General features: G+C 42.9%; 14 protein-coding genes. 3 read left to right on the top strand and 11 right to left on the bottom strand.

What is annotated here, in order from left to right; all coding sequences use genetic code 11:
- Positions 1-27: 27 nt before the first annotated feature.
- From C2869_RS13340 to C2869_RS13295, 10 genes are all read right to left on the bottom strand, one after another.
- Positions 28-1,023, bottom strand: coding sequence for a tetratricopeptide repeat protein (locus C2869_RS13340; RefSeq protein WP_108603408.1), 996 nt, complete (start codon positions 1,021-1,023; stop codon positions 28-30).
- Entirely contained in the window at positions 1,001-4,318 is a 3,318-nt protein-coding gene (locus C2869_RS13335) for a tetratricopeptide repeat protein (protein ID WP_159084166.1), read from the bottom strand. Before C2869_RS13335 ends, C2869_RS13340 begins: the two co-directional genes overlap by 23 nt.
- Positions 4,311-6,842, bottom strand: a complete 2,532-nt coding sequence (locus C2869_RS13330) for a tetratricopeptide repeat protein (protein WP_159084165.1) — start codon at positions 6,840-6,842, stop codon at positions 4,311-4,313. The genes C2869_RS13335 and C2869_RS13330 overlap by 8 nt, the downstream gene beginning before the upstream one ends.
- A 17-nt stretch (positions 6,843-6,859) precedes the next feature.
- Positions 6,860-7,462, bottom strand: a complete 603-nt coding sequence (locus C2869_RS13325) for an AraC family transcriptional regulator (protein WP_199915568.1) — start codon at positions 7,460-7,462, stop codon at positions 6,860-6,862.
- 11 nt (positions 7,463-7,473) lie between these two features.
- The gene (locus tag C2869_RS13320; protein WP_228710664.1) at positions 7,474-8,634 is read right to left on the bottom strand and encodes a DUF3570 domain-containing protein; all 1,161 of its coding nucleotides are present in this window, start codon (positions 8,632-8,634) and stop codon (positions 7,474-7,476) included.
- Entirely contained in the window at positions 8,621-8,791 is a 171-nt protein-coding gene (locus C2869_RS13315; protein ID WP_329604267.1) for a DUF4266 domain-containing protein, read from the bottom strand. The genes C2869_RS13320 and C2869_RS13315 overlap by 14 nt, the downstream gene beginning before the upstream one ends.
- 64 nt (positions 8,792-8,855) lie before the next feature.
- Positions 8,856-9,350, bottom strand: a complete 495-nt coding sequence (locus C2869_RS13310) for a TlpA family protein disulfide reductase (RefSeq protein ID WP_108603404.1) — start codon at positions 9,348-9,350, stop codon at positions 8,856-8,858.
- A gap of 253 nt (positions 9,351-9,603) precedes the next feature.
- Complete coding sequence (locus C2869_RS13305) at positions 9,604-10,260, bottom strand: outer membrane beta-barrel domain-containing protein (RefSeq protein WP_108603403.1); 657 nt, start codon at positions 10,258-10,260, stop codon at positions 9,604-9,606.
- Positions 10,230-11,042 (bottom strand): SH3 domain-containing protein, encoded by an 813-nt coding sequence (locus C2869_RS13300; protein ID WP_108603402.1) that lies wholly within the window; start codon positions 11,040-11,042, stop codon positions 10,230-10,232. Before C2869_RS13300 ends, C2869_RS13305 begins: the two co-directional genes overlap by 31 nt.
- 51 nt (positions 11,043-11,093) lie before the next feature.
- Positions 11,094-13,793: an HzsA-related protein gene (locus tag C2869_RS13295; RefSeq protein WP_159084164.1), complete on the bottom strand. Its 2,700-nt coding sequence runs from the start codon at positions 13,791-13,793 to the stop codon at positions 11,094-11,096.
- Between the two features lie 267 nt (positions 13,794-14,060).
- Here C2869_RS13295 and C2869_RS13290 point away from each other — a divergent pair, with 267 nt between their 5' ends.
- The 3 genes from C2869_RS13290 to C2869_RS13280 are packed head-to-tail and all read left to right on the top strand — an operon-like array spanning position 14,061 to position 19,363.
- Positions 14,061-15,284, top strand: a complete 1,224-nt coding sequence (locus tag C2869_RS13290; RefSeq protein WP_108603400.1) for a hypothetical protein — start codon at positions 14,061-14,063, stop codon at positions 15,282-15,284.
- Between the two features lie 2 nt (positions 15,285-15,286).
- Complete coding sequence (locus tag C2869_RS13285; protein WP_228710663.1) at positions 15,287-17,740, top strand: LamG domain-containing protein; 2,454 nt, start codon at positions 15,287-15,289, stop codon at positions 17,738-17,740.
- A 21-nt stretch (positions 17,741-17,761) separates the two neighbouring features.
- Entirely contained in the window at positions 17,762-19,363 is a 1,602-nt protein-coding gene (locus tag C2869_RS13280; RefSeq protein WP_108603399.1) for a general secretion pathway protein GspF, read from the top strand.
- On the opposite strand, the gene C2869_RS13275 is transcribed toward C2869_RS13280, so the two are convergent.
- Positions 19,360-20,331, bottom strand: coding sequence for an FAD:protein FMN transferase (locus tag C2869_RS13275; RefSeq protein WP_108605053.1), 972 nt, complete (start codon positions 20,329-20,331; stop codon positions 19,360-19,362). The two genes, C2869_RS13280 and C2869_RS13275, sit on opposite strands and share 4 nt — an antisense overlap.
- Positions 20,332-20,432 lie beyond the last annotated feature (101 nt).

Here is a 20,432-nt window from a genome sequence, read left to right as displayed (position 1 = left end):
GCAAGACAAAGCTTTCGAAAGTGCGCATTAGTTTTGCTCCAATCGTTTTAGCTTAATTTGCAAGCCCGCAAACCAGCGTTTTACTAATTTATCTTCTGGGTTGCTGGCTAAATAACTCTCATAATAAGAGAAAGCTTCAAACAAGCGACCACGATAAAGCTCTAATAAAATAGCCATATTAAGATTAGCTTCAGGGTATTGTGGCCAAATATCAAGCGCAGATAAATAATGGACTTCCGCTTGCTTAAATTGCCCTTGTTGGCGTGCCAAGCGGCCAAGAATATTATGAGCATAGGGATTATCTTGATTAACCGCCAAAGCTTGTTCAGCCAGTTGTTGGGTTAACATAAGATCCTTATGGCCATGCTCTGCCACTAAGGCTTTATTCACCAACACACCAGATAAAGTGGGATACGCGCTAAGTATTTCATCAAAAATACTGTCAGCCTGTTGCCAGTTACCTTGTTCCATCTCGGTAACACCATTGTCGAACTGCGCCAAGACCTCCGCGGGGATCGCCGCCATTTTGTCATTTTGTTGTGCTTGATAGCGGTTAACTAAAATAGGCGCAGACTCGATAACGGCACTATTGGTTTCATTATCTGTTGTATCAACTGTAGCTTGGTCTGCCTCAATTTGAGATTGACTTAGACCTTCAGTGTTGTTTCCAACACCTTTAACGGGATCAGACTGTTGTTCTGATGATTTTTTCGAAGGTTGCTTGTCTGCAAACACTTCAGCAAATAACTTAGCTAACTTTTGGTTTTTCGCTTGTTTTTGCTGTTCTTCAGCTGTTAAAACCGGCTTAGTGGATTGTGTAGCTTGGCTGTCTGGTGCAGGCACCATATCCAATACATCTTTACCCATACGTTTAAGTTCATTAACTTGGTTTTGACTCTCTTCTGGTTTGGGTGCCGATGCACAACCGACTAATACAAAGCCAATCAATACCAGTAAGCTTGAGTAGCTAACCCTGCGCTTACTGATTATGTCGCAAAAATTAGTGAAGGGTACGAATAGCATGGTGTGCCCTCTCAGGTTTTTGATAACTTGCCGGTACTAAACTGGCCAATTTAGCAAAGCTCGCTTTGACCCATTCATCATATATATCTTGCCAAGCTCGCTCTGCATTGCTGGCATGGATGGCTATTGCTTTTTCTTCAAATGGGAATGCCAACTCTTCTAGCAATATTTCATATTCCTCTAAAGCCAGTTCGTCTAACCTAGCTGGTCGTTCAGATTTCATAATATCTGCCGCCAGTTGACGATACATTTCTGCAAGGTGAAATGTGGATTTAGGAACAAAGTCAGCTAAAGCTAAATCTAACACGTCCTGATAATAAGTAATGGCTTGTTTCATCGCCGTTTGTTTACGTTGCAAGGTTTGTTTAAGCGGAGCTTTCAATTTTATCCATTTAAACGTGCGCTGGTGGGCTTGCCCTAACTCATATCCAGCCATGGATGCCAAATAATTCGAGCGAGCTTTAACACGGGTCGATTGCCTTTTGCCATCTCGCTTATGAAAAGTCAAAATTTTGCGTAACCAAAAGTAACGCTTGTTTGGCTCTTTGGTCTGTTGGTAAAAATCGGCCATTTTAAAACGGACTTCTTGGGCAATATCAAACGGTTCAGGATAAGTATGGGCATAAGTGCGAAAAGCCAAAATAGCGTTTTGCAGATCGCCGGCCTTTAAATAAAACTCGGCTGCGGTATATTGCGCTTCGCGCTTAACCTCAGGTGATGACTCGCCTTCTATCATGACCAGTAATTGAGCGGCAGCCAAGTCCCATTTCTGCATTTTTTCATAAACCATAGCCAGTTTAGCTGGTATGGTAGCGCTGAATTCATGCTTAGGATAGCGAGTTTGAAAATCCTGCATTACTGTTATTGCTCGTGGCCAGTTTTCTTGGGCTAACAATATATTTGCTGCGTCAAAATCTGCTGTGACTCTATAACTTGATTCTGGAATGATTTGCCCTAAACGCAAAAAGTGCTCTACCGCGATATTTTTCGCCATAGTATCTAATTCTTCGTTTGGCGCTTTAGCCTGCAAAATCGCTTCAGCTTGAAAATAAATACTCGAAGCGACTAACTCTCGCATTTCCCGCCATTTTGCCGACTGCGGCTCAACATAGGCAATCGCTAATTGATAAGCCATTTCCGCTGCCAAATAATCCTCGTTGGTATAAAAGCTATTAGCTTTTAACTGGCTCGTTATGCGTACTTTTTTCAACTCACTTTGGCTAAGTTTCTGGTTTGGCACAGGTTGTAAACGAACGGTATTGTTGATACTTGGCGTAACTTGAGTGGCGGATCCTTTTTCTAAAAGCTCAGCATTGTTATTTACAACCTGAGTTGTCTCAATCGTTTTTGGCCACACCAGCTGCTGAGCATCTAACGAATCCAAAACAAAGTCGCTATACCAAAGTGCCGTTTGCTGCTCGTGTGCGGCAAAGGAATATTGTGCCGCTTGCGTTGCAATATCTAAGGCATCATCCGTATCCGGATACTTTTCAACAAACTGACGATCTAAGTTATTGCGCAGTTGGATCATCTGCTTATATACCGCGCTCGTTGGCTCAGTAGTGGCCAAAATTTGACGCGTAGTTAATGTAGAGGCAAATGCCGCATCCTGAGCTAACAACTCGTAGCTTTCTATTGCTTCAACTTGAGCTAGAGTTTGAGCTTGAGTTTGCGAGTCAGTGGTATCGGTTGAGGATGAAGTTAAACCACTCGGTTGGTATTTATCGGTAAAGCCAATATCTTGATACATAGCTAAGGCTTGGAAATAGGCTTGAGCTTCAAAACTCGCATCCGCATACAAAAATGCTTGTTCAACAATTTGCCCTTCTACGTAGCCATCTGCCAATGGTTGTTGCGCCAAACGCAAATATTTATCGAACCACACGGCGGATTCTTTATAAAGCGCTTGGTGATCAAATTGTTGCTCTTGTTGGGTTTGCTCCGGTTCAACAACAGTGGGGGTTAATTTTGCTGATTGCGCTTTAGCAAATAAGCTACGCGCATGTTGCAAACTAAAAGATAACAAATGCGGTACAAACTCGACCTGTTGACCTTCTTCTAACAACTGCCAGTATTGGCTATCAATGCCGTATAACGCTACGTAATCTCGCTTGAGCTGTCTAACTGCTGGGTGATTTCCTTGTTGCTGATGTAGTTGCAGCAACTTTAAGGTAAAACGTGGTGCCCAGATAGTATTGGGCTGTTTGGCGATATACAGGCTATAAGTTTGCTCAGCATCCAGTTTTAACTCTTTCTCAACTAAAAATTGCGCTAGGTTGTCATACAAAATATGTTGATAACGCGCCACTTGGCTATCCTGCTCATCTAGTCCATCAATTAACGCGGCTAACGAAGCTGACTGTTGTTGCTGACTCAACGATATACTCAACACCCGCTGGGCGTCATCCGCTAAACTGGAATAAACGCTCGGTAAATGACTAAAACTGAACTCTTCATGTTTGTCATGCACCGCTTGCTTAGCCAAGGTATCCAATACTTGAATAAAATGTTGGTCTGCCTTGGGTAAATCATTCATCTTAAAATAAGACCAACCTGCCATGTACCAGCTATTAAGGCGGTATTTATCATCTAATTGGCTGTCGATAACCGCGTGGTAAGATTCAAGAGCAGCGGGGTAATCTTGCAAGTTGTAATAAATATCACCACGTCGAAAATGTAACTCAGAGCGATATTCAGTATTTGGAAACTCACTTAACAGGGTTTCGATTTCTTTTAAGCTTTCATCGGTACGACCTTGCAGATCGAGCGCTTTGGCCAGTTGATATTGAATAAATTCGTTTTCGGGGCGCTCCGGAAAACGTTCAAGCAAATCTTGATAACCATCAATAAGGCGATTGAGTTTAGCGTCATTTAGTGGGTCTAAACTGCTGGTTTGAACATCATCTAATTGGCCGTTGGCATCGTCACGTAATGCGGCTTCTGTTTCATCTTGCTCATAAGATTCAATATGTAATTGCACAAGACGATATTCCACTTTTGCTCTGACATCCGGATCAGGCTCAAGTGTGAGAATAGATTGGTAAATATCTTGTAGTTTTTGTGCTCGTGTTTTTCGGCTTAATTTTAGCAACTTGATCTTGGTGTATTTTTCAGCAGCGGCTAATTGAGCCAAAGTTGCTCTGCCCTGTTCATTTCGCGAATGATGTGCAGCACTATCTGCCTTGTTTGCCGTTTTATCAGTCTCTCTTGAAAAAGGTGACAACTGGCAGGCAAGCAAAACAAAACTAGCGCCAAGTACAACAAAATATTTAAACGCCGCTTGTAATCTAACCATTGCTAGCTCCAACAACCTGAGGTTGTGCCGGCAATATAGCATGGCTTCGATATTGCGATTTAACCGTTGAAACATCAGGTTGGCTAATAGCGTTGTCGTTATTACTCATTTGCATGGTTTCTAGTATTTTGGCCATGGCTCGGCGGGCTATCAATTGCATGCGCTGTAAATCGGTTCGAGTTGCCGCCACTTTTTGCGCTACACGTTGGCGTATATTGTCAGTTGTGGTCACTCGCACCTTGGCTAGTTGAGCCAATAAATCACTGACTTTTTGCTCGGCTTCGACATGACGTTGAGATAAATCTGCCAAGCGTTCATTTTGTCGAGTGACCTCATCTAACTGGCGTACTTGCCCAGTCGCAATCGACAACCCTTGGTCTATGGTATTGAGTTGTTTTTTCAATTGCCAAAGCCTTGCGGGTAAATCCTGTTTTATGCGCCACTGAATAACGGAACGTAGACGTTTTAAGCGGGCTTGATAGTCTGCCATATCTCTATGTGCACCAAGAAAAGCAATCCGTTTTTCACTTTTTTCAATACGTTGTAGCCAAGCCTTTTCTTGCTTAGTAGCAAAGCTTAATAAATGCTGTTGCTCTACATCGTTTGCTAATCTATTTGCCAACTGATCGCGTTGTACAATTAAATCTGCCAGTTGCTGTGGTGGCGGATAGCTAGCGTGAGCTTGGTTAATATTTTCTATTCTGGATTGATTTAAGGCTAAGGTGTTACCTATCCAATTAATTTTTTGTTTTTGTTTTAACAATTGACGAGTGATTAAGTCCAAATCGATTAAATCTTGATACCAACGGTCTAACTCTTGATCAGCCAGCATTTGCCCTAGCCAAATAGAATTTGTCTCATAAGTTTGTTGCGTCGTTAATTCTAAATTTAAACTATGTTCATCAATTTCGGCTTGAGGCTTAGCGTAAAACGCCAATAAATCCTGACTGGCTAAATATTCAGCTTCAAACTGGCGTAACTCCTCTAACCGTTGAATAAAAAGCTGTTCAGAGAATTGATAGTAGGCTAATGACTCAGGTAACTTTTCTTCTTTGACTAGTAGCTCTGCGTGTTGCAGGGCAGCTTGCCAAGCCAGTAAATGATAGGGATACAGCTCAACTAGGGTTTGCCACACTTGGTGAGCTGTGTAGGTTTGACCGTTTTTTTGCGCAGTCACTGAAAATAAATACAAGGCAGATTCAGTAAAAGGGCTGTGCTGCGGAAATGCGCCTAATACTTGGTAAGCTTGGCTGGTATTACCTTGCATAAGATAAACATTAGCCAACAACAAGTTAGCGTAGTCTTTCAGTGCTTGTAAATCTTGATTTGAGGTCACATGATAAACCGCACCTCGTGCATTACTCACCCGATTATTGCCTAGCTTGGAGTTTGCACTACCTTCAACGCTGTCTGTCGCAAATAAAGCTTGCCAAAAAGATGAGTCCACTTTTGAGTTAGCAAATTGAAATTGTAAAACCTTATTCAGTTGACTAATAGCATCAGTGTATTCTTGATTATTCATTAACCGTAACGCTCGGTTCAATGCAATGTATGGCGTCGGCTGATAGCGCTGACGATCTTCGGCAGACAAATTCACTAATGGCGGTTGATGTGGCCAATAAGCCAACTGGCTCAATACATGATACTGATTGTAATACTCAACAGGGACTTGACTGATTTTTTGTAAGGCTTGCTGGGCATGTTGGTATTGCGCTTGATTCAGTTTCTGTTCGGCAAGCTGTAATAAGGCGATCAGCAATAGTTTTTTTTGTGCTGCATGCACTTCTTGCTGGCTGGCTATTTTTGCCGTTTTACGATAATCATATTTATCATCCAATTCTGTTTGCATAACAAATCGAATCAAGGCGCGCTGCGCTTCATACTGTAAGCCAAGAGACACTTGTAAACCAGCTTCAAACAAGCTGGCCTTTTCATTTAAATAACCTAAACGAATTTTGTCATGATTTAACTGACTGAGCGCCACGCTATTATCACCCTGAAAATAATGAAACAGGGCACTGCGGTACGCTTTGTCGTGCAGATCAGTTTTCGTTTGTTGCTGTGAATTTTCAATAAGATCGGTTAGCGTTGGGGCTTGAGCCACATCTTTAGCGCGAAATCGGGTATTAATGCCAGCGGTATTTTTCGCTTGTCCATTCGCGGTTGAGTTATCTCGTGACCGTCGGTAATTATTGGTTAAGCCAAGGGCGGCTTCTTGCTCAGCAGCTTGCTTTGCGGACGCTGGTTTTCTTGGTTTAGGAGCCGGCGCAGGTTGGGTATTAATGATAATTTTCCGCTCACCATCGCCACCAAATACTGTATTGTTGGAGCTATTAGATAAGCTGCCCGACTCAGTTTTTGCTGTCGAAGATATGTCATTTGCTTGAACAGCACCGCAGACTCCCAAGACCAAAATAGTCGCGAGCAACAGCATTGCGCTTTTTCCGCTGTAATAAAACATAGCGAAACTGAGCACTTTAAAGGTGTGAGAGGCATGCATAAGCTGACGCAAAGTTGATCCCATATATATTAACTTGTCAGTTATAAAACCCATTCGTCGACAACAACTTCAGCACGATAATCTTGTGAATTATCTTGTAGCTTTAACTCGATCATGATGGCTTCGTCATCTTTTTCAAAGGTGTATACTGCTGCACGTTTTGCATCTCGATTATCGGCATCAACTCCAGTAAAAATTGCGGTTAGCTCATGCTCACCTTCTTTTAAATTACCTTGATATAAACGTTGAATACCGCCCTGCTCTAATGCAAAACGTTGCCTGTCGGTATACAAAAATCCAGCCACATTTTTACCATTAATTTTAACTTCGACACTATCGAGTTTGAAAAAACGCCCCACATCAACAGAAACAAAAACCGAAACTTGGGTACTGGCCGGAAACAGTAAATCTTCTTCCAATACAAACAAATCGCGATTTAGCTGGATCACTTGTTGTTTAATTTTCTCTAGTTCGGTCGCCAACTCAGGCTCGTCTGCCGTTTTCAGCTTGTTGTTTTCAACCTCTTGGGCTGTCTCTTGACTTTGTTGTGGCTCATTATCATTAGCAATGCTCATATTGCCCATAGATAAAATACCAAGCAATAATAGGGTAATAAACGTTAAACTCGCGTTTGCTTTAATCATGGTTCCCGCGCCTAAAAATTAATGCTTGCAAACACACGCAGTACGTCTGCTTTAAATGAATAGAGAGATTCAAACCCAGCTAATTGCTCTTGAGTCGCATCTCTGAAGTTATTGTAATTAAATTCGATTCTATCCCATTGCACGCCAAACTCGGAATGCCAACCAGTAATAGAATATTTATCCGGTAAAATATACGTTAAACCAATACCATAAGTAACATCGTCAAAATCACTCAGCTCTTTATCACGCGCTAAATAATTTTGTGCATTACGATAAGCAAATAAATCACTATAAAACTCGGCTTGCAATTGTTTGTAATAACGTCCCTTTAATTCCAGCTCCCAACTGCTAAACAAAGGTTGTCGATAAACAAGTTCGATGTCTTCCGCTTTAATTTGCCAACTGTCATTAAAATACCGATAGTGCCCCAATATCGCTGCTCGATAAGGTAAAAAGTAACTCCAAGAAAATTTAGAAGCGAACGAGTTACGGGTATTGGGATAGCGTTCGGCTTGATAGCCCACTCTGGCCGGCACGGTTTCGTCTCTAAATCTTACCGTTCGATACGGATTATTTAAGTAACCTGAATCGGCAACCGCTTCTATATTGACAGCGGTTATTAAATTTCGAGTAAGAATTTGACTAATGCTGGCTCGCACGCGAACTTGTTCACTTTGTTCAGCAAAGTTAGTATCGCCATTGCGATATATTTCGTTACTACCGTAAGAAACACCTAAAGCTAAATTGGTTAAATCACCAAAGGTATCGTGACTAATATCTAAACTCACCGACTGCGCAATAAAGTCGCTTTCCTCACTTTGCCTAAGATTAACAGCGGTTATGGTTTTATCATTCAGGAATTCTAAGCCCAGTTGCGCCTCTTTGCGTTCTTCTATATAAGGGCTGGCCGTACTTAATACATCGACCGACGCAGATGAAATGGTATCAACATAGTAATAACCAGAAACTGCCGCGGATTCGCCAATTTTTTTACGCAGTAACACAGCAGGGCCATCTATTTTCATGCCGCCGCCTTCATAACTGTGATACAACACATCTGCTCTATCGTCGTCAAGTACCGCTGATAACGTCTGAAAACTTAACAAATTAAGTGCGGTAAAGAACAAGCTAAAAATACAAATGCGCCACGATTGGCTTTTAGTTACAACCACAACCACCGCCTCCTACGCCTTCAGCACCTCGTGATGATTCTCTAGCTTCGTACACATGAGCGACATGGGCTGATGCCACCGGGTGACGCGAAGACTTCATGATAGGATCAGATAAGTTTTGCCTTTCATAAGGCTTAACCCAAGGTTCAATAGACACACAACCTGTCACCGCCATTAAACAAAAGCAAAAACACAACGTTTGCCCTATCGCAATATATGGCTTATTCACGAAGCAGTTTTTTAATCGCTTTCGCATATTTTTTCTCATAGCCTGTTTTATAACCTTTAAAAATATGACGAACTTTGCCATCGCGATCGATGATCACTGTTGTCGGCATCGCAGCCACCGCGTAATTTTTAGAGATAGTATTCGTTTCATCAAAAAAGATGGGAAAGCTCACCTTAATGTCGGTAATAAATTCACGACCCGCTTGGCTTTCTTGTTCCACATTAACGCCCCAAACCGCTACACCAAGATCTTTATATTTGTTTTGTAACTGCTCTAGCGCTGGCATTTCTTTGCGACACGGTCCACACCATGAAGCCCAAAAGTTTAATACGATGATGTTACCTTTTTGTTCTGCTAATCGTTGATTACTTCCTTGAAAACTTTTTAGGGTAAAATCGGGCGCCATCTGCCCTACTGTCACGGCGTGTGAAGCAAAAAGAGGTAAAGCGATTATCGCCCCAAATAGTAGTTTGTAAATTTTATTCATAGCACTTCCTGGTTATTCTTAAGGCTGATATAGTCTTCTCGCTCAGCTCTTATGGTTCATTGTCGGCGCTTACTCTCGACTTTGGCTCCTGCGTCGTCCTACTACCTAAATCCCTTTAGGCAGCCCCAATCACATAATAGAGCATATGCTCATGGGGTCTCGAAGCTTGCCTACATGGATGTAGGTAAGGAGCGTGAGCACGGATGCGGTAGCTTTGACGGCTTCCCCTAAAACCTGATCGCTTTGACTATAGCTAAAAGTAAAAAGCAACGCCTGTCGCGAAGCTCAAGTTATGGGTTGTTTTGCTCTCACCGGTAACCTGAGTATCGAATATCATGTCTGCCATGGTTAAGTCCCAAGTGATCCAATCGGTAAAAAATACGCGGTAATTGGCGGCAAAATTCATGGTAAATTTATCGTCACCGGCAAACTCAGTCGTACCTGCACCCAACTCAATGGAAAATACGTTATTAAACGCTAAATTTTTACCAATAAAGGTTTCACCCGGCATCAAGTTATAACCAACATTTAAACCAATATGGGTTAGCTCGCGCTGTGAGTCAGTTAATAAAGGAGACGATGGCACTAAACGCTCAAAGCTAGTTTTTCCTGCACTGGCCGACAAGGCTTTGGCTTTTAAGTAAAAAAACTCTGTCATATGGTAGGAAAAATGCGCACCTAACATACCACTTGTACCAAAGTCTTCGATACTCAATGCGCCCGCTTGTAAGCCAAATTCAAAATTTTCATTATCAAGCTTATCTTCTAATATTTGGCGGCGTTCGACATTGGGCTTAACGGGTACATCATCATCAAGCCCTGCCCTTTCATTAGCTTGAGTTGCCAATGAAAACAAAGGCAACACGCTACAAATTGCCGTTAAAAGAATACGCTGAAGCCTATTTTCCATGTTTGGATCTCTTCGTTTTCGTCTCTGTCTGTGAGTACGATGGATTGTTTGATTTCGCTACGAATTAATACATTGCGTGCCAAATGATATTTTAAACCTAATGCCGCACTTAACAACGTGTGGTTTCTGTCTTCAGCTTTTGCTAACACACTGTGTGGCGTGGTTTCGATAGTACCACCGCCAACTAACACATAAGGTGTAATAAACCATTCTGGATAAGGCGAGGCGACTAAATTAGCTTCAATAATAGTACTGTCAGAAACATCGCCAATGGCACGTCCATAAGAAATTTCGCTACTAAATACAGGGCTAAAAGCGTAACCAAGGTAAACGTTGAAATAATTAGCGCCTTCTAAGTCACCGTACATAAAGCCGCCTTCCCAATCACGCAGTAAATAATCTTCGAACTGGTATTCGGTTGATAAACGCACACGACTGCCTTCTTGGGTAACGCCGTTTAAATCGCCCTGATACAGCCAACCTTGGTTGCCGCGTTTATCTTCTACTTTAAGCCAAGTTGTGCGTTTTAAAATAATATTAAGGGTTTCACCTTTCTCGACAATATTGAGTACCGGATAACCGATACCCGGCCCCGAACGTAATTCAATATAGGGAACCTCAACAACAATAGACACAAGCTGTTCGTTAGCAAATAAATTCCACCATGATGACTCTGGCTTATGCTCTTGAGCATTAGCTTGGTTTGCCAGCAAGCAAATGCTCAAAATAGCACTGACAAACAGCTTTATAAGGCGGCATTGGCACGTAGTTAATTGCTTCATTTAAGGGTTATGTACTTATTATTGTTAATTAATTCCAACAGGGTGCAAACATTAAGGCTCTGGATAAAAAGGCGTATTGTAATACTGCCCTCCTATATCTAACCATTCTCTTAATAGGCGTAATTCTGCTGGTTGTAATCGACCAAAGTGACTTCCACCTTCGTTGAATAAATCGAAAAAAGCAGAACTCGAACGAGCGCCTCCAGTCCGCAAAATATTGGTTACACGCACATTGATAAGAACTGGGATCGGGTTACCTTCCGCATCAAGTATTAATTCACCTTCTTCATTGGTTTCAAAAACCGTATTACCCTGATTATCAGTTCGTTCAATCAGACGATCAACTAATAAGCCATCGACAATTTCTTGTTCATTATCATTAAAGAATAATTCTCTATAGCTGGTTAGATGACGCTGCTGATCAACCGAGGCACCACCTGTCAGTTCTAATTGACCAGCTGGCACTTGTACTAAGCCATCAGCGTCAGAAACAGAATGACAAGTGATACAAGTATCATCCTGCAAGACTTCCGAAGTCACTACATCCACTTGTTGACGAGGCAATTGCCATAGAGGTTGAATATGCTCTTGATAATTAATTTGCACTCGACAATAAGCGCTCCACTGTTTAAAGCAATCAGCGCCTGTCGGTGTTGGCGTTGCTAAATCTTGATAACTCAAATTGATGTCGGCACTCACTGGCGAGACATTACTATCGGTCCAGACATCTGAATATTGAATATCGGGTGTGAGTTCAGCTAATCCGGAAAATTTTTCCAGTGCTTGTGCCATAGTGTGGCCAAAGTCAGGTTGAATATCCGCTCTAGTATTAGCAAATGCGACACCATCGCTTGGTGCCCCAGGGTTGATAGATGCGGCCTCTGCATCTGGACGCCCATGAGGTGCTGTGCTATTAGCAGAATGACAACCGTTACAGGTTAACGTTTCTCCTGGACGTACACTTAACCATTGTCGATGTCGACCGCCGACACGCTGCCCCGCAGCATCAACGACACTGATCGCAAATGGCGTATTTGCAGGGACTTTAAATTTAACTGAACCGTCAGGCTGGATCGGGGTATAGCCAATAATTTCACGCATGCGTTGTCCACTGCTACGCCCGAAGTCTGTACCCCGTACCCGCCGGACATCTCTTGGTGGCATAGGCACACCACGGACCACGCGCATAAAACGCGCCGGTAGGCTTGACGCTTGATTTTGTAATGGGTCTCGTAACTGTTCAATGGTTTGGTTTTGGCTATTGGTGCCATCAACATCGTAAACGCTACGAATATGCACAGCGCCTGCTTGCTGGCTAGCCAAACTTTCATCTAACTCATTGCCAACAACTTTATCGGCTATAAAAACAGGCGGGGTTAAACTGGGTTGTAAAACGACTGCTTCCGTTATTGACCGTCCACTGGTTGTTGACGCCACTTTTTGCTGAGTCGCAGTATTTTTATCCAATAACCATAAATCAAATAAAGGTTCGGCAAGGGTTAATTCAGGGTCGGCCAATGCGTCATCAGACAATTGCCCGCACACTTTTGTTTGCTCATTAATCACCACGCGGCACAAATCTCGACTGATCAATAAGCGCTCACTGCCATCTTGCAATGCAAATAAAGAATGAATACGGCCAGATGGATTAACGCGTGTATCAAAGCTAAAGCTTAGTTGGCTAGCCTCAGCATTAAGTGTTGAAAAGTAATCTTCGATAGCGTCTGATTCTTCTGTGGTCGTTAAAGAAGCAATGGTTTGATTTCGGTCTATATAGTCTTGGCTATTAATGAGTACAGGACGTTTTTGCAGCAAGGTGCCATCTTCACTGCCTAACATCATAAAAATTTTACCGTCAGGCAGTTGCTGGGGGCGAATAAACTCTAATGTTACGTCTTGTTCATCAAAACTGGCTTCATGTGAGTGCCAACCATACAATAAATGATTTTCAGTGCCATCTGGCAACATCTTATACAAGTTAATCTTATTGTGACCGCCCATGGTATCCCAGCGACTATACAAGATAGTGCCATCTTGCAGCACCAGCGGATAAAAGTCGTGACTCATGTTAAAGGTAATTTGCTCGATTGCATCACCTTGCGCACTCATCACATGCAAATTTAAAGTTGTAACCGACATGCGCTCATCTAAAGCTGAATATTGTGGGCGCCCTTCATCAAGTAAAATCGCTCGTGCCAATTTTTGCCGCGTAGAAGAAAAAACAATACGGCCATCAGGTAAATAAGCCGGCATCATATCGTGTCCCTGCTCAGCGATACTGGCATCTTGAATGACAGGTTTGAAGCTTTTATCTTGGTGTTTGTATCGCCAAATATTCCAAGTTGGTTGTTGGTCTTCATCAACATCAGCGATTTGCGGGGCACGCAGGGAAACTAAAAACTCAGAACCATCGGGCGAAACAATGAGGTCACGTAAATCAATACGCGCCCCTTCTGCAAATAAATTGCTAGTTAAATCAGTCTGCTTGGAACCGGCAAAAGCATTGGCTTTAAGTACCAAGCGTGCGCCGGGATTAAAAATAAATGGATTACGCGCAGAAACCGTATATGGCTGTGCGTCTTCGTCTTCTGCCCTGTCAGGATTGGTGATAAGATCACGCTCAATGTACGCAACCGGAAACTCAACCAATATGGGGTCGGCATTTTCTTCACTGACAGAAGTACCGGTGTCACAGCTAGATAGAACAAGTACAACGAGCGCAGATCCGAACCGTTTTAGTTTCGAGATCATGCTAATCTTTTTCCGAGCAGTCACTAATGAGTTAGTCACTGTGTCTAGTATAGTTTTTGGTACGCTAATGTTGACATTGAACCCATGTCGCATCAGAGTTTCTTCACTCTCAAAAAAGACTAGCCCATGGCTGGTGCTAGATTAAATAACAATGAATAAAAATTATAATTCTTGTAGGTCAGTTCTCATTACAACTGACCACTATATAGATAATTTATTCCGACTGTGTCACGCTTTAGGCTTACGCAACATCTTCAAGGAGGCAGTATGAGGATGTTAATCCAGTATGTAAAGTCCTGTTTTAGTTACTTTAAGCTTGCGCTCGGGCTTTTATTAGTCACGACAATTCCCTTGTCGTACGCTGGTTCATTAGAACAAGCTAAACAATTACACGACCGATTAGCTGGTGTACCAGCTGATGAAGCTAGGTTAAATGAGATGGCGGCGTTAATTGATGCCAATCAAGCGTCGGCTGCAGCAGACATTGCAATTGACACCCCCAGTTTTTACTCTGTCACCTTAAAACTATTCGCCACGCCTTGGACAAACGAAGAACAAGATATTTTTAGACCATTAAATGATTACAGCGCAACAGTCATTGGCATGGTGCGCGATGACATTGATTTTAGACAAGTGCTACAAGGCGATATTGCCTATGTTGGCGCCAGTTCTTTAGATATTCCGGCTTACAGTACAAATAACAACAATCATTACGCTGCGTTAGACGAGCAATCTATTGATTTAAAGCAACATTTAGAGCAAGTGACTCAATCCAGTTTAAACGGATTTCCACCAGAAGCGACGGCCGGTATTATGACAACGCGGCAAGCCGCTCGGTCGTTTTTTTACTTAGGCACTAACCGCGCTATGCTGCGTTTTACATTAATGAATCATTTATGTACGGATTTAGAGCCGTTAAAAGACAACACTCGGCCATCTGACCGCATCCGCCAAGATGTATCGAGAAGTCCGGGCGGCGATTCACGTATTTTCGTCAATAACTGTTTAGCCTGTCACAGCGGCATGGATCCACTTGCTCAAGCTTACGCCTATTATAATTTTGACTTTACCAATGACCGAGAATCTGGACGGATCGTGTATAACGCGGACGGCAGCACAGATCCTGACACAGGCTCACGCGTACAAGCTAAATATCATATTAATGCCACTAATTTCCCCTATGGTTTTGTTACCCGAAATGATGATTGGATTAACTATTGGCGCCAAGGCATAAACAGTAAAAAGCTGAATTGGGATGAAACCCTACCTGGCAAAGGTGCGGGCGCTAAATCGCTCGGCCAAGAATTAGCCAATAGCGAAGCGTTTGCCCAATGCCAAGTCAAAAAAGTATTTAAAACCGTTTGTCTACGCGAGCCCAAGTCGACTAATGATTTGGCTCAAGTGGCAACGAGTGTCGCGTCTTTTAAATCTCACTCCTACCGACTCAAAAACGTATTTTCTGAGTTGGGTGTTTATTGTATGGGAGAATAGTAGTGAAGCATTATTTCAACCGTCACTGTATTTTCGCCTTTATACTAATAACACTTTGCGCATGTGGTGGAGGCGAAGTTGAAAGTATTCCACCTGAGCAAATTGAAGAAAAATCAAACGTTTATAAAGGCCCAGCAGCACAAACCGAAGATATTCGCAAATTCCAACAGTCAGTTTGGCAGAATATCACCCCCAATAAATGCGGTGATTGTCATAATGAAGAGGAAGGTCAAGCTCCCTATTTTGCTGATTTTGCTAATGTGAATTTAGCCTATAGTGCAGCATTTTCACTGGTTGATTTAACCGATGCCGACAACTCAAGACTCGTAACCAAAGTTGCCAACGGGCACAATTGCTGGCTTGCCAGTGACCAAGCTTGTGCTGATACTATGACGCAATGGATCCGCTTATGGGCTGGAGATAGAGAAAGTAAAGTAAATGAAATCGACTTTACCGCACCGGAGGAAAAAGACCCTGGTGAAAGTAAAAGCTTTCCTGATAGTAGCTCGGTATTTAACACACAAGTGCATCCTATCCTCACCCAATATTGTGGTCATTGTCACCAAGAGTCAGCTCAGTTTGCTCAATCGCCCTTCTTTGCAAGCAATGACGCGGCACTGTCGTATGAAGCTGCCAAACGTGTGATTAACCTTGACCAACCAGAAATGTCACGCTTGGTTGTGCGCTTGACCAATGAATTTCACAATTGTTGGAGCAACTGCCAGTTAAATGGCCAAGAAATGCTAACCGCAGTCAAGGCATTAAGCGACAGCATCACCCCCAATAAGGTAGACAGTAACTTTATTATTTCAAAAGCACTTCGTATGACAGACGGAGTTGTTGCCGCTACCGGAGGGCGCTACGAATCTGACGTGATCGCGCTCTATCAATTTAAAACCGGCTCCGGTGCGATTGCTTATGACACCTCCCCTGTATCGCCTGCCGCCAATCTCAGATTAAGCGGTAATATAGAATGGTTAGGAAGCTGGGGCGTGAAAATAAACTCGGGCAAGGCGCAAGCATCGACAGCCGACAGTAAAAAAATTCATGACTTGATTGTGTCAACAGGCGAGTTTGCTATTGAAACTTGGGTTACTCCTGGCAATGTATTTCAAGAAGGTCCTGCACGTATTATCAGCTACTCATCTGGTGATACCGAGCGCAACTTTACACTAGGACAAACACTATATAATTACGACTTCATGCTGCGAACTAGCGCCAATAGCCCCAATGGTGAGCCCGCACTCAGTACACCAGATGCTGATGAAGTGCTGCAAGCAACACTGCAACATGTGGTGATAACTTATAAACCTAACGAAGGCCGTAAGCTCTATGTAAATGGTGAGCTAATTGATGTTAGTGACGAAGAGATGTCCCCCATCGCTAATTGGAACGACAGCTTTGCGTTAATGATAGGTAACGAAGCATCAAATAATTACCAATGGCAAGGCAGTATGCGCTATTTAGCCATATTTAACAGGGCATTAACGCCTGAACAAATTAAGCAAAACTTTGATGTGGGTGTAGGTCAGAAGTTTTTCTTATTGTTTTCAATTAGTGACATCATCAATTTACCTAACACTTATGTCCTGTTTGAAGTCAGCCAATTTGATAATTACAGCTATTTATTTTCTACACCTAAATTAGTGAATCTCGATGGTAACTCCTTGCCTGAAGACCTACCTATTAAAGGTATGCGACTTGGTATCAATGGTAAAGAAAGTGAAGTCGGGCAATCTTTCGCGAGTATGAATAGAGTAGTGAGTAAAAATATCAATATCTCCACCGCCGAGCCCTACCCAATTTCTCGCTTAGGCACCATTATCCCTATCGAAAATGGTAGTGAGCAAGACGAGTTTTTCTTAACTTTTGAGCAGCTCGCAGATAAAACTTACGTGAGAAGTGAGCCTGCTGTCAGCACACCAGTTGAAACGCCTGACGACACTGCGCAACCGAGTATTGGCATGCGTAATTTTGCTGAAATTAATGCCTCAATGAGTCAATTAACCGGTATTCCGGCTAGCAACGCCAAAGTCCGCAGTACTTATCAATTAGTGCAGCGCCAATTACCGTCAGGCGAAAATATTGAAACCTTTGTATCAGCTCAGCAAATGGCTATCACCCAGCTCGCAATCGCCTACTGTGACCAAGCCATTGAAGATACCAGTATACGTACCTCTTGGTTACCAACAATAGATTTTACCCAGGCTTCCAATGTGGCGTTATTGTCAATAGCACAACGTCAAGAACTGGTTAATGGTATTCTCAATAAAATGCTGCCAAGTAATTTACAAAGCCAACCATTAAAATCTGAGCTATTACCCACTTTAGAAGAGCAATTGGTGAGACCACTGTCGACAATTTGTCCCGGTGGCTGCGATGCAGAACGAACAAAAACAGTTGCTAAATCAACCTGTGCCGCGGTTATGGCCAGCGCAACGTTGCTAATACAATAACAACAGGAACCGATAAAAAAGATGAGTAAACGTAAAGCCTTACATCCAGATGCTCCGTTGTTGTTTAGCGATCATGCCCGCCCTTATACACGCCGAGACTTTATTTCGACCGGTTTACGTAAAGGCGCGTCAGTGGTTGGCGGGCTATCTTTATTCAGTCTATTTGGTAACCCGCACCAAGCGCATGCGGCACTTAAAGATGATATTCAAACATTACGCCAAGCTTGCGGTATTAATGTACAAGGCGCTGGTAAAATTCCCTTCATTGCTTTTGATTTAGCCGGTGGCGCTAATATAGCCGGTTCTAATGTACTAACAGGCGGGGTTGGCGGTCAGCTCGATTTTCTCTCAACCGCGGGTTATAGCAAGTTAGGTTTACCTGGTGACATGACGCCAGCTGTCGTTAATAGCCAAACCGATACCAACGATTTTATTAATACGGATTTGGGCCTTGCATTTCATTCTGACTCGCAGTTTTTACAGGGTATTTTAGAGCGTGTCTCGCCTGAGACAGCCGCGGCAATAAATGGGGCAGTGATCCCTGCTCGCTCCGACAACGACACTGGAAACAACCCACATAATCCCATGTATGCTATCGCGGCGGCTGGCGCCAATGGATCACTCATGCCGTTAATAGGATCTCGCAATACCGACTCTGGCGGTAACTCAATGGCACCGGCTAATTTTATTGATCTCAGTAAACGACCAACAAAAATTGATCGCCCTAGCGATGTCACAGGGTTGGTCGATCTTGGCGACTTATTTAGTTTATTGTCACAATCTGACGCGGTAACTGTTATGGAAAACATAGTGCGCATTAGTGATAAAAAACTATCACGCATTAGTACAGGTGTCAGTCGCGACGACGTAATAAAAGAAATGCTGCGCTGTGGTTATGTTAAAAGTGCTGATTTAGCCGACCGATTTGGCGATCCTTCAACCTTAGATCCAATACTCGACCCTGATATTGTTGGACCAGCCGGTATTTTTACCAGCGAAGAATTTAACAACGAATCTGAATTTCAAAAAACAGCCTCTGTCATGAAGCTGGTGATCAATGGCTATGCTGGCGCTGGCACAATCACTATGGGTGGCTTTGACTACCATACGGGTGAACGTGGCACCGGAGAACTCAGAGACTTACGTGCCGGTCGCTGTATGGGCGCGTGTTTAGAATATGCCGCACGTCGTAATATGCCATTAATGATGTATGTCTTTAGCGATGGTTCTGTAGCCAGTAACGGGCGAATTGATGACTCAATTGAAGGGCGTGGTAAAGGTGAATGGACAGGTGATAATTCATCAACAGGCGCATCTTTCTTCTTAGTTTATAATCCAAGCGGACGACCTGTATTAATGGGAGCCAATGAGACAGCCAAAGCCATGAGTCAGCAAATAGGCTTTATGCGCTCCGATGCATCGGTTGAAACAGCCTCTTCACCCGCAGCCAACAATGTGAACTTATTAGTGCAAACTGTATTACTCAATTATATGGCATTACATGGCGAACAAAACCTGTTCACTAATGTTGTACCTGGGCAAGGTTTAGGTAACGCAATCATGTTAGATTCACTTACGGCATTTGAACCTATCATCACCAGCTCAATGGCAACAACGGGTTAATTCTTTAACCCAGAGGAAAAATGAAGCGTTAGTTTTTTATCTATCACTATCGCTTCATAACCTGCAATTGATTCAATAAGTGCTAAGCCTTTTTGCAAGCCTTTAACAAATACAGTGGTTGATAAGGCATCGGTATAAACAGGATCAGCCCCTATTACAGACACACTCAGTACCTCTCGTGCCGAATCCCCAGTGTTGGGATTGATGATATGGTGATAACGCATACCATCTTCAATAAAATAACGCTCATAATCGCCACTGGTAGAAATAGCTTCATTATTTAATGGCAATACCACGGCTTGCTGGCTGCTTGCCCTTGGGTGTTTAACCCCAACTATCCAGTCGCGTCCTCGCTTATCTCCCAACAGCCCCGTGTCGCCGCCAGCACTGACTAATGCATGTTTAACATTGCTGTCGCGTAATATTTGCAAACAATTTTTAACCGCTAAGCCTTTAGCTATCCCGCCTAAATCAACCTTAACATTAGGCTGGGTAAACCTAACCTGATATTTATTCTTCGCCAATTCGACCGCTTGATAATCAATCGCTTGTATATGTTGTGCAATAAACTGCTTATTCGGTTTTACTTTTTCACGGTAATTATACTGATAACCAACGGATGCATAGGTAATATCAAACGCGCCGTGACTTAAGCTAGAAATTTTTGTGGCCGTGGTAAACAAGTGGTACAACTCAGGCGTAACAACAACCCAACCCTTACTTGCGTTGCGATTTATTTGACTCAACAAGCTAGTAGGCTTGTACGGGCTCATTTCATTATCAATTCGCTGCATTTCTGCGACTATTGATTCAACCACCTGCTCCGCCTGACGCTCAGAAAGTTCTGACCAAAACTTGACTTTAGCTTGGGTTCCCATGACTTTGAATTCGTGATTAATCCAACTCGCTTGGCTTGAAAAACTCAGCAGCAAAGGAATGATGAGTATGGCACTATTAATTAATTTCATTGGGTGACAATAGACAATCGCGACAACGTATAGACGGCCACTATACATTAAGCAAGCCGCGAAAAAAAACTGAATATAGATCAACAATTTTCATACAGGAA

Source organism: Saccharobesus litoralis, assembly GCF_003063625.1.
GTDB classification, from domain to species: Bacteria; Pseudomonadota; Gammaproteobacteria; order Enterobacterales; family Alteromonadaceae; genus Saccharobesus; species Saccharobesus litoralis.
The sequence above is the reverse complement of the archived record's forward strand: the minus strand, read 5'-3'. Positions and strand labels throughout refer to the sequence as shown.